The organism is Acinetobacter sp. GG23 (assembly GCF_057766365.1).
On record NZ_JBYMDJ010000002.1, the window covers coordinates 136,801 to 149,627 of the forward strand.

Sequence of the window (12,827 nt, forward strand, 5' to 3'; positions counted from 1 at the left end):
GAAGTTGTACGTCTAACGGCTTGGACTTGACAAGCGTGTAGTTGAACAGCATCCTAAAACACAATTTTTGTTTATTAAGATCAAGGCAGTATACGGGCTTAAGTGACTGCCAATTACGAATTAGGAAATCCAAAGGTCATGGCCTCATTTGAATTTTTAGAAGATGATCAAAACGATAGCAACGGTCAAGCCCGTTTCACTGTGTTTGGTGTAGGTGGTGCTGGTGGTAATGCTGTACAACATATGCTTGAGTCAGACATTCAAGGTGTAAAATTTGTTTGTGCCAATACGGACAAGCAAGCGTTAGATCGTATGAATGCCCAATTCAAAATCCAGTTAGGCGAGCAAAGCACACGTGGTCTAGGTGCAGGTGCAAATCCGCAAGTGGGTCAAACTGCTGCTGAAGAAAGCCGTGAAATCATCCGCCAACATCTTGAAGGTACAGATATGGTGTTTGTTACTGCCGGTATGGGTGGCGGTACAGGTACCGGCGCTGCGCCTGTGGTTGCGGAAATTGCCAAAGAAATGGGTATTTTGACAGTTGGTGTAGTGACGACTCCATTTAACTTTGAAGGGAAACGTCGTCAGCAATCTGCTGAAAAAGGTATTGAAGCCTTAGAAGCGCATGTGGATTCTTTAATCATTATTCCTAACCAGCGTCTGCTTAAAGTATTCCGCGATATTTCAATGAAAGACGCGTACAAAAAAGCAGATGACGTATTGCTCAATGCAGTACGTAGTATCTTTGATCTGGTAGTTCGTCCAGGTCACATCAACCTTGACTTCGCCGATTTGAAAACTGCAATGAGTACGCGTGGTTATGCCATGATGGGTGTGGGTTCAGGACGTGGTGAAACACGTGCGCGTCAAGCTGCTGAACAAGCGATTCGCAGTCCACTGCTCGATAACGTAACGATTATGAATGCTAAAGGCATTTTGATTAACGTGACCGGTGGTGATGATGTGACTTTCGGTGAAATTGAAGAAATTACCGACGTAGTCAATCAAATTGTCGATTTAGATGAAGGTCAAGTATTCTACGGAACTGTATTTGATCCAGATGCGCGCGATGAACTTAGCGTAACTGTAATTGCAACGGGTTTAACCCGTAATTCGGCAGATGCAACTGAGACAGTCAAACGTCCAGTATCTCAGTCTGCAACTCGTCCGGCAAATCATGCTGCTCATGCTGTCGTGGAAGATGATGATGTACCGGCTATTCAGCGTCAAAATAATGATGCTGGTACAACGCCTGCGCCTGCTGTAGGGGCTGCACGCCCAACACCAATGAGTATTCAAGATTACTTGAAAAATCAGCAACGTAAATAAACTCATAGTCTCAGTTTTTAGTTATAGTTTTAGAAAAGGTCGTAGCAATACGACCTTTTTGTTTTTTATCAATAGCTAAATATGCTAACGTATATCGGTTTTATGAGCAGATGATAGAAAAATGTTGAAACAGCGAACCCTAAAACGTATCGTGAAAGCGAGCGGTATCGGTCTTCATAGTGGGCAAAAAGTCTTGATTAACTTTGTGCCGCACCATGTTGATGGGGGGATTGTGTTTCGACGTATTGATTTAGATCCGCCAGTGGATATTCAAGCGAATGCCATGCTGATTCAAGAGGCATTTATGTGCTCGAACTTAGTTCAAGAAAATGCCAAAGTAGGTACGATTGAACATGTAATGAGCGCCATCGCTGGCTTGGGAATTGATAATCTAATCATTGAAGTTTCTGCTTCTGAAGTTCCCATTATGGACGGTAGTGCAGGTCCATTCATTTATTTGTTGATGCAAGGCGGCCTTGCAGAACAGAATGCTCCGAAAAAATTCATCAAAATTTTAAAACCGGTTAAAGCCTTGATAGAGGATAAACGTGCTATCTTTCATCCGCATCAAGGTTTTCAACTCAATTTCACTATCGATTTCGATCATCCTGCATTTAAAAAAGAATACCAGTCTGCAACCATTGATTTTTCAACCGAAACTTTTGTCTATGAAGTGAGTGGAGCACGTACCTTTGGTTTTATGAAAGATTTAGACTATCTGAAAGCCAATAATTTAGCGTTAGGCGCGAGTTTAGAAAATGCAATTGGAGTGGATGAAACAGGCGTGGTAAATGAAGAGGGTTTACGTTTCTCAGATGAATTCGTACGCCACAAAATTTTAGATGCGGTGGGTGATTTATACTTGCTGGGGCATCAAATTATTGCAAAGTTTGATGGTTATAAGTCAGGACATGCATTAAATAATCAATTATTACGTAATGTTAAAAGTGATCCGAGTAGTTACGAAATTGTAACATTTGATGACGAAACGCAATGTCCCATTCCTTATGTGAGTGTGACATAAGTCATTGTCTTTTAATGCGTGCGTTATACTATAACAAATTTGATTGTTAAACAGTTCACAGAATTTTCGACTTAATTCAAGGACATCAAAGTGTCGGTTACTTTTTATTGCTTGCCAAACGTAGCATTGCTTGGCTAAGCTTAGGGTCGCTCACAAAGTCAGCAGCACCACGAATTAAATCTTGGGTATCTGGACTAAGGGATCTGGTCAGGGACTCAGGCTTGCGTAGTGGTTGGGTTGGAATTCTTAAGCGAACTTGCAGTTTCTGCAAATCTTTAAATTCAACCAACTGTAACAATTGAGCAATATATTGCTTTTGAAGATATGCCAGTTGACTAATCATGGCTTGATTTACACCGGTAATCGTCAAAATGCCATTTTCATAACATACAACTTGCCATTGCTCTGGTTGGGGCAATATCGGTTGAATAAGTTTTGTAAGTTTCTGCCATGCAGCAACTTGTGTAGAGAGAAACGTAAAGTTTCCTGTTTTTAAGTGTTTTCTTGTTTGTTGAAAGAGCTTAACCGGTTCAGACATACATTGTTCCTACATATTTGTGTCTTAATCTTATGCGCTCCTTTCAGTAGATATCAAGGAAGAGATCACGCAAGGACATTAACTAAGAACAGTTAAAAGAGGTTTTTTATGCATACGAGACGTATTTTATTAGCGTTTTCATTGGCAGCGTCTGCCGCATCTGTAGCGTTCGCTGATTTGGTAGAGCTCAATTCTAACGACGGATCAACAGATCGTATTGAACAATTGACCCGTACCTTAGCTCAAGGTTCTTACGCAGAATCAAATGATATTGATATTCCTGCTGAAACTAGAATGAGAGTTAAATTACGTGAAAAAACTGTTGAATTGAACAATGAATCGCTTGCAAAAAAATACGGTTCAAGCACCTCAAAAAGTTATTCTAACAATCCTTACTCGTGGTTGGTAGCTCATCCGCTGCCTGATATGAAACGCGTAAGCTCATCTTATGGTGGTCGTACCATGGGTGGCCGTGCTGAAAATCATTCAGGTTTAGATCTTTCTGCACCAAGTGGTACTGCTATTTATGCAACAGGTCCAGGTGTAGTAACAAAATCTGGTTGGGGCACCGGTTATGGTCAATACGTTGAAATTAACCATGGTAATGGCTATTTAACCCGTTACGCGCATGCCTCTCGTTTAATTGCTCGTGTTGGTGATCAGGTACAAGCAGGTGAACATATTGCCAATGTAGGCTGCACTGGTCGTTGTACCGGTCCACACTTACATTATGAAGTAGTCAAAGATGGTCAGCGTAAAAATCCGTCAGCTTATTTAGCAATGTTGCCATAACACTGAGTATGACAAATTCTAAAACTTATTCTGTCAGTTTTAATTTAAAGAGTTGTAACGTTAGTTAAAGAGTGTGGTAATTCATTTAAAGAGTAGAGTAAAAAAAGCTGCTAAAACTTTTAAATTTGATAATATCACTGCATCAAATACTTATTGTATAGAAAACCGCCTTTATTGGCGGTTTTTTGTTTTATTGCGTAAAGAATGGTCAATAGGTATTTATTATATAAATAATAGTGCTATTCCGTATTCAGCTGTGACAATAACTGAAGTTACCTAAAGTATGTTACATATAGAGAATATAAATAGGCTCAATGAATAGGTGGAATATGGCGTTTTATGGCGATACTGACGCGCAAGAAACCCAAGAATGGCAAGATGCTTTTGACTCGGTTCTACAACACATGGGAACGGAGCGAGCGGCATTTTTACTCGAAAAACTTTACCAACGCGCAATTGCTACTCATGTTCCCATTCAGCGTCTAAATACTCCTTACCGCAATACCATTTCTGTTGAAGAGCAACCTGCAATGCCGGGTGATCAGGATATGGAGCGCAGAATTCGCGCTTTAATTCGCTGGAATGCATTGGCTATGGTACTTCGTGCGAATAAGACCGGGGACGATTTAGGTGGTCACTTGGCCAGCTTTGCCTCTTCTGCAACACTATATGATGTGGGCTTTAACCATTTTTTCCGTGCCAATAGTGATCACTTTGGCGGCGACATGATCTATTACCAAGGTCACTGTGCACCAGGTATTTATGCCCGCTCTTTCTTGGAAGGCCGTTTAACTGAAGATCATTTAAATAATTTCCGTCGTGAAGTTGGCGGTATCGGCCTGCCAAGTTACCCACATCCTTACTTGATGCCAGATTATTGGCAGTTCCCGACAGTATCTATGGGCTTGGGTCCAATTATGTCGATTTATCAAGCGCACATTCAGAAGTATTTGATGAATCGTGGCTTGATTAAGGAAGAAGACCGCAAGGTTTGGGCCTATTTGGGCGATGGTGAAATGGATGAGCCTGAAAGCTTGGGGGCAATTTCACTAGCAGGTCGTGAAAAGCTTGATAACCTGATTTGGGTGGTGAACTGTAACTTGCAACGTCTGGATGGACCAGTGCGTGGTAACGGCAAGATTATTCAGGAACTTGAATCTTTATTCCGTGGTGCAGGCTGGCGTGTCATTAAAGTGGTTTGGGGGCGTCATTGGGATCCGCTGTTGGATAAAGATACTACCGGTGCACTTCAGGCAGTGATGGAAGAAGCCGTCGATGGTGATTTCCAGCGTTATCAAGTGAAGGGTGGCGCATATGCGCGTGAAAAGTTCTTTGGCAAATATCCGGAAGCCAAAGAGCTGGTCAAAGACTTAAGTGACGAAGATATTGATAATCTGAACCGTGGTGGTCACGACCCATACAAAGTATTTGCAGCCTATGCCGAAGCATGTACAGCCAAAGGTCAGCCAACAGTGATCCTGGCGAAAACCGTAAAAGGTTATGGTTTGTCTGAGGAAATCGAAGCAGTCAACAAAACCCACCAAATCAAGAAAATGCAAATCAATTCTTTGAAATACGTGCGTGACCGTTTCAATCTTCCTTTCACGGATGAACAGCTTGAAGAAGTACCGTTCTACCGTCCAAGTGAAAATTCCCCTGAATTGAAATACATGAAGGCGCGCCGTGAAGCATTAGGCGGTTATCTGCCGGCACGTCGTAAAGAAAGTGAACAATTGGCGATTCCTGAGTTATCTGTATTTGATTCGGTCTTAGCCGGTTCAAACGGTAAAGAACAATCGACCACCATGGTGATGGTACGTTTAATCTCTGCTCTTCTTAAAGAGAAAGCGATTAAAGACCGCGTTGTGCCGATCGTTCCAGATGAAGCACGTACCTTTGGTTTAGAAGGGATGTTCCGTCAGCTCGGTATTTATGCCGCGCATGGTCAAAAATATACGCCTGAAGACCAAGAACAGCTGATGCATTACCGTGAAGCTAAAGACGGACATATGCTACAAGAAGGGATTAACGAAGCAGGTGCAATGAGTGCATGGGCGGCGTTGGGAACCAGTTATTCAACCAATAACTTGCCTATGATTCCAATGTACATGTACTACTCGATGTTCGGTTTCCAACGTATAGGTGATATTGCATGGGCAGCAGGCGATGCACAGGCACAAGGCTTCTTGCTAGGTGCAACCGCAGGTCGTACAACGCTCAACGGTGAAGGTTTACAACACCAAGATGGTCATTCACATATCTTGGCCAATACTATTCCAAACTGTGTCTCTTATGACCCGTGTTTCGGTTATGAGTTGGCTGTGATTGTACATGACGGTTTACAGCGTATGTATGTGAATCAAGAGCGCGTGTTCTACTACCTTACCGTAATGAATGAGAATTACGAGCATCCTGAAATGCCAAAAGGTGCTGAAGAAGGCATCAAGCGTGGGATGTACTTACTCGAAGAAGATGAGAAAGCCACTGTTCAGTTATTAGGTTCAGGTGTGATCCTGCGTGAAGTGATCAAGGCGGCGAAAATCCTTCGTGAGGAATACCAAATTCACTCGAATGTCTACAGCGTTACCAGCTTCAATGAACTTGCTCGTGACGGTATGGCATGTGAAGAATACAACCGCCTGCACCCACTGGCTGAAGATGTGAAAGAAGCATGGGTATCGAAACAGTTACGCGGTACCGAAGGTATTGTGGTGTCTGCAACAGATCATATGCGTGCTTACAGTGAACAGATCCGTGGTTATCTTCCAGACAACCGTCCATTTGTAGCATTGGGTACTGACGGTTATGGTCGTTCGGATACACGAGGTAACTTGCGTAGCTACTTCGGTGTAGATGCTGCTCACATTGTGGTTGCAACATTGAAGAAACTGGCTGATGAAGGTGAAGTTGATGCACGTTTGGTTAAAGATGCCATCTCTAGCTTTGAGCTGGATACAGACCGTCCAGTAGCTTGGGCTCCTCAAGTAACACCATCTGTACTTCCTGTTGCTGACTATAAAGAGGAGAAATAAGTATGCAAATTACGACTCCCGATATTGGTGTAGATAAAGCCGTTGTTGCTGAAATTCTCGTTAAAGTGGGCGACACGATTGCAATTGATGAAAGCATTGTCTTGCTTGAGTCTGACAAAGCGTCTGTTGAAGTGCCTAGCACTTCAGCAGGTGTGGTGAAAAGCATTTTGGTGAGCCAAGGTGATGAGGTTACGGAAGGTACAGCCTTAGTCGAGCTTGAAGCAGAAGGTGGAGCAGATGCAGCCACTGAAATTCAACAGGCAGATGCTTCGCAAAAAACTTCAGAAAATACGCCAACTTCATTGCCTGACGATGAAATCATGCAAGAACTGTCTTCGCATCGGCCAAAAGCTTCAGCTGCTCCTGCAACTCAAGCAGCTTCACAAGTCGTAGATGTCCAAGTACCTGATATTGGCGTAGAAAAAGCCACTGTGGGTGAAATTTTGGTGTCTGTCGGTGATGAAATCGATGTCGATCAAAGCATCGTGGTAGTGGAATCAGACAAGGCGACTGTTGAAGTTCCAAGTACGGTTTCGGGCACGGTAGAATCTATCGAGATTAAAGAAGGCGACATCATTAAAGAAGGTGTGGTCATTCTGAAAGTGAAAACGGCTGTTTCTGCACCGCAAACCCAGACAGAAGCACCTAAAGCTGAAGCTGTTCAACCGGCAACAGAAGAAAAAGCAGTCGCAGCGCCTCAAACTACAGCAGCACCTGCGGGTGATATCGAAGTGACTGTACCTGACTTAGGTGTAGACAAAGCGGCTGTAGCTGAAATTCTGGTTCAGGTCGGTGATACGGTTGAAAAAGACCAGAGTATCATCGTGGTAGAGTCTGATAAAGCCACGGTTGAAGTACCTAGCTCTACAGCAGGCGTGATTAAAGCAATTCACGTTGAAGTAGGTCAAAACGTCTCTGAAGGCATTGCACTGATTACGATTCAAGCTGAAGCGCAAGCAGATGCTACACCTGTTTCAGCCAAAACTGAAGCACCGAAAGCAGCCGTTACAAAAGTAGAAACGGCACCTGTTCCTTCTGTTCCAACGGCAGTGACATCTGATAATGCAGACAAGCTAACCAAAGAGCAGAATGCAGCCAACTCGAAAGTTTATGCTGGTCCTGCTGTGCGTAAACTGGCACGTGAATTGGGTGTGGTTTTATCGGATGTGAAAGCGTCGGGTTCGCATGCGCGTATTATGAAAGAAGACCTAAAAGCTTATGTCAAAACGCGCCTTACTGCGCCGCAGTCTGCTCCTGTAGCTGCTGCTGTGCAGGCGGCCGGTCTGCCAAAACTTCCAGACTTCTCTGCATTTGGTGGTGTTGAAGAAAAAGCCATGACACGCTTGCAGCAGGTTTCTGTACCGCAATTGTCATTGAATAATTTCATCCCGCAAGTCACGCAGTTTGATGCAGCGGATATCACCGAGCTTGAAGCTTGGCGAGGCGAGTTGAAAGGCAACTTTAAGAAAGAAGGGATTAGTCTGACCATTCTGGCTTTCATTGCCAAGGCCTTGGCGCATCTTTTAAAAGAAGAGCCTTATTTTGCAGGTCATTTGGCGGATGATCAAAAGTCTGTATTGCTGCGCAATGAAATCCATATGGGGATTGCAGTAGCAACCCCTGATGGTTTGACCGTTCCTGTTCTGCGTAATCCGGACCAAAAATCGGTTAAGCAAATTGCGATTGAGCTAGGTGAGTTAAGTAAAAAGGCGCGTGAGAAGAAATTATCACCGAAAGACTTACAAGGTGCGAACTTTACTATTACCAGTTTAGGTTCAATTGGCGGTACAGCATTTACACCGCTCGTGAACTGGCCTCAAGTGGCAATTTTGGGTATTTCACCTGCCACCATGCAACCGGTGTGGAATGGTGAAAGTTTTGATCCACGCCTCATGCTGCCATTGTCATTGTCTTATGATCACCGTGTGATTAATGGCGCTGACGCTGCTCGTTTCACCCATAAATTGACCAAGCTTTTAGCGGATATTCGCACTTTATTGCTCTAATCAGCTCATTAAAGCGCGAATAAGATAAACCCTGCTTCGGCAGGGTTTTTTATTGTCACAGAGTATTAAAATATTTTGAGTCGCTTGTCGATCTGAGGATGAGCTTTTATTTGTTTTAACCGCCTATTCTAAAAGGCAGACAATAAATTGATTTGATAAAAAACTGCTTTACGATTAAAATCAACTTACTTCATTGGGGAGTAGCCGCTTTTTACGCAATGTAAAAAGGTGATGGTCAACATAATTGTTCAACAGAACATGGTCATCATAGCAAAGAACCAATTCAGCTTTTCTCAAAGCTTTTTTTGTTGGCAAGACCTTTGATTTATCACTCCGCAGATTTTTGGCTAGCAGGAGCGATAAGTCATCGGCAAATTTTGCTAGCCAGAGAAAGATCACATGTATGAACTGCTCATCTCTACCGCTATTGTTGCCCTTGCTGAAATGGGTGATAAGACTCAGTTATTAGCCTTGTTACTGGCGGCCCGTTTTCGAAAACCTGTTCCTATTCTGTTTGCTATTTTACTGGCGACCCTATTGAACCATGGTATATCGGCAGTGCTTGGCCAGTGGATTACCACGGTACTTAGCCCAGATGTCTTGCTGTGGATTGTATCCATTGGCTTTATCGCGATGGCCCTGTGGATGCTTGTTCCAGACGAGCTTGAAGATGAAACTGATAATATCAATAAATGGCAAAAATATGGCGTGTTTGGAGCCACCTTTGTGCTGTTCTTTCTGGCAGAAATAGGCGATAAAACCCAAGTAGCGACCGTCGCTTTGGCAGCACGTTTTGACAGTGTGTTCTGGGTGATGCTGGGCACGACCCTTGGGATGATGATTGCCAATGCGCCGGCAGTCTTTGTCGGGAACAAGCTGGCTGATAAACTGCCAATTCCACTGATTCATAAGATTGGTGCGAGTATATTCTTGATCATTGGTGTTGCTACTTTGGTACAGCATTACTTTTTTTAAAGTTGAATAGTCATAAAAAATCCTGGCATTTTAGTCGGGATTTTTTATGGCTAAATATGCACAATTTACTGATAATTCTGATGTTATTTCGATATGTGTTGATTGTAAATTATTATAATTCCCTATATGTTGTATGGCATTAAAATACAATTTTACAGCGATATTTTGGGGAATGGGTTATGGCATTTGATCGTACTACATCACAAGTGTTATTTGATAATGGCACGCATAAATGCATTAGCTTTACCAGTCTGGTTAAAGGTGAAGGCGTTCAGGCCAATCAATTTCTAATTCTGGATCATGAACGTGCCGCAGTGCTGGATCCAGGGGGTGATTTAACCTATGTCCCACTGACCATGGAACTGAACAAATATACCCGTCTGACCAATCTCGATTATGTGATGGCTTCCCATCAAGACCCTGACATTATTACCTCAATGCCACGTTGGTTGGTCTATACCGAAGCCAAAGTGGTGGCATCTAAACTCTGGGCGCGTTTTTTACCCCATTTAAATTCGGCTTTTATGAGTGATCGAATGAAGGGTGGATGGTTGGAACGCTTGATTGAATTACCAGACCACGGTGGAATCATTCCTTTGGGCGAATCGCGTATTATTGTTGTTCCTGCCCATTTCCTGCATTCGGTTGGCAATTTCCAGTTTTATGATCCGATTGCAAAAATTTTATTTTCCGGTGATATGGGAGCATCAATGGTGGAGGATGCCGCTAAACCATTGGAAAACTTTGCAGCGCATATTCCAAAGATGAAAAGCTTTCACCAGCGCTATATGTGTTCGAATAAGGTAATTCGTCTTTGGGTAAATATGGTGCGTACTATGGATATTGAAATGATTGTGCCGCAGCACGGTACGCCATTTATGGGTAAAGAGCAGATTAACCAGTTCTTGGACTGGATTGAAACTTTAGAGTGCGGAATCGACTTGATGGATGAAACGGTATTTACCTGTCCTGAATAATATCTCTGCTGTTCACTGATTTTTGTTGCGTATAAAAGCAACATTTTTTAATATTTCTGTCTAAAAATTAAATCTTTGATGACGAGAATTTAAAAATGTTGTCTCAAGTCGCGACGCAGGATGCATGTTTGAGCTGTGGGGCATGTTGTGCCCATTTCCGGGTTTCATTTTATTGGGCGGAAGGTATTGCCATGCCTGAACATTATATACAACCACTGACCGCAGTTTATTCGTGTATGCAAGGCACCCATCAGGCAAAGCCTTATTGTGCTGCACTCGAGGGGAAAATTGGTGAACAGGTCAGTTGTGCCATTTACACAGTGCGCAGTTCCAGCTGCAAAGAAGTGCAGGTTGCGGATGAACAATGTAATAAAGCCCGCCGTGCCTACAATATGATTCCCTTTATAGCTATTGAAACGGCAGAACCGGGCAATGATGAGGATTTTGATCAGGTAGTTTAACATTCAATAAAATTAAATATTTAGCCTTATAATGCAGCAGAGTGGCTGTTTTTGAACAAAAAACCTTGTAGATATTCAGTCATGTAAATTTATTTTGCCTGACTGTTTGAAATTAACATGAATAAACCTGTATTTTTTGTTTATAATAGCGCACGGAAATTACCAGTGAGACTGTTATGTTGACCATCGTTCAAGAAGCACTAACCTTCGATGATGTCTTATTACTCCCTGCCTACTCAACTGTTCTCCCAAAAGATGTCTCCCTAAAGACACGCCTTACTCGTGGCATTAATTTGAATATTCCCCTTGTTTCAGCTGCAATGGATACTGTGACAGAATCACGTATGGCAATTGCGATGGCGCAAAACGGTGGTATCGGCATCCTGCATAAAAACATGGATATTTCTGCTCAAGCAGCTGAAGTACGCCGTGTGAAAAAATTCGAAGCAGGGATGGTGAAAGATCCTATCACTGTGACTCCGGAAACTACGGTTCGTGAATTGATTGCGATTACTCAAGCCAACAATATCAGCGGTGTACCCGTTGTTAAAGATGGCAAAGTGGTCGGTATTGTCACGGGTCGTGATACACGTTTTGTGACCAATCTAGAACAGCCGGTTAGCAACATCATGACTGGTCAGGACCGTTTGGTGACTGTTCGTGAAAACGAATCTAAAGAAAATATCCAGGCCTTATTACAAAAAAACCGTATTGAAAAAGTATTGGTGGTAGGCGACAACAACGAATTAAAAGGTTTGATTACGGTCACTGATTTCCGTAAAGCCGAGCTTTATCCAAACAGCTGTAAAGATGACTTAGGTCGTCTGCGTGTTGGTGCGGCAGTAGGTACAGGAATTGAAACCCCTGCACGTGTTGAAGCATTGGTTGAAGCCGGTGTGGATGCGATTGTTGTCGACACGGCACACGGTCACTCTGCAGGCGTAATTGAACGCGTTCGTTGGGTTAAAGCCAACTACCCGCAAGTTCAAGTCATTGGCGGCAACATCGCAACTGGCGATGCTGCATTGGCTTTACTTGACGCAGGTGCAGATGCGGTTAAGGTCGGTATTGGTCCTGGCTCAATCTGTACCACCCGTATTGTTGCAGGTATTGGTATGCCGCAAATGTCTGCTATTGATAGTGTTGCCAATGCATTGAAAGATCAGATTCCTTTAATTGCTGATGGTGGTATCCGCTTCTCTGGTGATATGGCGAAAGCCATTGGTGCCGGTGCGAGCACAATCATGGTCGGTTCATTGATGGCAGGTACTGAAGAAGCACCTGGTGAAGTTGAATTCTTCCAGGGTCGTTATTATAAAGCTTACCGTGGTATGGGTTCATTGGGTGCAATGGCCGGTGCAACGGGTTCTGCTGACCGTTATTTCCAGGACGCTAAAGCAGGTCAGGAAAAACTTGTACCAGAAGGTATTGAAGGTCGCGTACCTTACAAAGGTCCTATGGGCAACATTGTGCACCAAATGATGGGCGGTTTACGTTCATCTATGGGCTACACGGGTTCTGCAGTGATTGAAGATCTTCGTCAAAATGCGAAATTCGTAAAAATCACTTCAGCCGGTATGTCTGAATCACATGTGCATGATGTGACCATTACTAAAGAAGCACCAAACTACCGTGTTGGTTGAGTTTTAGTAATCCAAGCCATGAAAAGCCGTCATTTATATGACGGCTTTTT

The 12,827-nt window shown here is 43.2% G+C and carries 10 protein-coding genes and 1 riboswitch; of the genes, 9 read left to right on the plus strand and 1 reads right to left on the minus strand.

What is annotated here, in order from left to right; all coding sequences use genetic code 11:
- The first annotated feature begins 138 nt into the window (after positions 1–138).
- Together ftsZ and lpxC are read left to right on the plus strand one after the other, a co-directional pair.
- Positions 139–1,329, plus strand: coding sequence for a cell division protein FtsZ (gene ftsZ / locus AC3CAU_RS03765; protein ID WP_131216833.1), 1,191 nt, complete (start codon positions 139–141; stop codon positions 1,327–1,329).
- A 121-nt stretch (positions 1,330–1,450) separates the two neighbouring features.
- Entirely contained in the window at positions 1,451–2,353 is a 903-nt protein-coding gene (gene lpxC, locus AC3CAU_RS03770; protein ID WP_447053775.1) for a UDP-3-O-acyl-N-acetylglucosamine deacetylase, read from the plus strand.
- Positions 2,354–2,450: 97 nt separating this feature from the next.
- On the opposite strand, the gene AC3CAU_RS03775 is transcribed toward lpxC, so the two are convergent.
- Positions 2,451–2,891 (minus strand): DciA family protein, encoded by a 441-nt coding sequence (locus AC3CAU_RS03775; RefSeq protein ID WP_131216830.1) that lies wholly within the window; start codon positions 2,889–2,891, stop codon positions 2,451–2,453.
- Positions 2,892–2,999: 108 nt separating this feature from the next.
- Here AC3CAU_RS03775 and AC3CAU_RS03780 point away from each other — a divergent pair, with 108 nt between their 5' ends.
- From AC3CAU_RS03780 to guaB, 7 genes are all read left to right on the plus strand, one after another.
- Entirely contained in the window at positions 3,000–3,683 is a 684-nt protein-coding gene (locus tag AC3CAU_RS03780) for a M23 family metallopeptidase (RefSeq protein ID WP_447053774.1), read from the plus strand.
- A 329-nt stretch (positions 3,684–4,012) separates the two neighbouring features.
- Positions 4,013–6,715, plus strand: a complete 2,703-nt coding sequence (gene aceE / locus AC3CAU_RS03785) for a pyruvate dehydrogenase (acetyl-transferring), homodimeric type (RefSeq protein WP_447053773.1) — start codon at positions 4,013–4,015, stop codon at positions 6,713–6,715.
- Between the two features lie 2 nt (positions 6,716–6,717).
- Positions 6,718–8,721, plus strand: coding sequence for a 2-oxo acid dehydrogenase subunit E2 (locus AC3CAU_RS03790; RefSeq protein ID WP_447053772.1), 2,004 nt, complete (start codon positions 6,718–6,720; stop codon positions 8,719–8,721).
- A gap of 183 nt (positions 8,722–8,904) precedes the next feature.
- Positions 8,905–9,047: riboswitch (yybP-ykoY riboswitch) on the plus strand.
- A gap of 73 nt (positions 9,048–9,120) precedes the next feature.
- Positions 9,121–9,696, plus strand: coding sequence for a TMEM165/GDT1 family protein (locus AC3CAU_RS03795; protein ID WP_447053771.1), 576 nt, complete (start codon positions 9,121–9,123; stop codon positions 9,694–9,696).
- 179 nt (positions 9,697–9,875) lie between these two features.
- Positions 9,876–10,673 carry an oxygen-binding di-iron domain-containing protein gene (locus tag AC3CAU_RS03800; protein ID WP_447053770.1) on the plus strand — a complete coding sequence of 266 codons (798 nt, stop codon included), beginning with the start codon at positions 9,876–9,878 and terminating at the stop codon, positions 10,671–10,673.
- Between the two features lie 95 nt (positions 10,674–10,768).
- Positions 10,769–11,134, plus strand: a complete 366-nt coding sequence (locus tag AC3CAU_RS03805; protein WP_447053769.1) for a YkgJ family cysteine cluster protein — start codon at positions 10,769–10,771, stop codon at positions 11,132–11,134.
- 176 nt (positions 11,135–11,310) lie between these two features.
- Entirely contained in the window at positions 11,311–12,777 is a 1,467-nt protein-coding gene (guaB, locus tag AC3CAU_RS03810) for an IMP dehydrogenase (RefSeq protein ID WP_131216817.1), read from the plus strand.
- Positions 12,778–12,827: the final 50 nt, after the last annotated feature.

Excerpts from the sequence above, each read along its gene's own strand:
- AC3CAU_RS03795 (WP_447053771.1), top strand. The coding sequence starts at position 9,121 with ATGTATGAACTGCTCATCTCTACCGCTATTGTTGCCCTTGCTGAAATG.
- ftsZ (WP_131216833.1), top strand. The coding sequence starts at position 139 with ATGGCCTCATTTGAATTTTTAGAAGATGATCAAAACGATAGCAACGGT.
- AC3CAU_RS03775 (WP_131216830.1), bottom strand. The coding sequence starts at position 2,891 with ATGTCTGAACCGGTTAAGCTCTTTCAACAAACAAGAAAACACTTAAAA.
- guaB (WP_131216817.1), top strand. The coding sequence starts at position 11,311 with ATGTTGACCATCGTTCAAGAAGCACTAACCTTCGATGATGTCTTATTA.
- AC3CAU_RS03800 (WP_447053770.1), top strand. The coding sequence starts at position 9,876 with ATGGCATTTGATCGTACTACATCACAAGTGTTATTTGATAATGGCACG.
- aceE (WP_447053773.1), top strand. The coding sequence starts at position 4,013 with ATGGCGTTTTATGGCGATACTGACGCGCAAGAAACCCAAGAATGGCAA.
- AC3CAU_RS03805 (WP_447053769.1), top strand. The coding sequence starts at position 10,769 with ATGTTGTCTCAAGTCGCGACGCAGGATGCATGTTTGAGCTGTGGGGCA.
- AC3CAU_RS03790 (WP_447053772.1), top strand. The coding sequence starts at position 6,718 with ATGCAAATTACGACTCCCGATATTGGTGTAGATAAAGCCGTTGTTGCT.
- lpxC (WP_447053775.1), top strand. The coding sequence starts at position 1,451 with ATGTTGAAACAGCGAACCCTAAAACGTATCGTGAAAGCGAGCGGTATC.
- AC3CAU_RS03780 (WP_447053774.1), top strand. The coding sequence starts at position 3,000 with ATGCATACGAGACGTATTTTATTAGCGTTTTCATTGGCAGCGTCTGCC.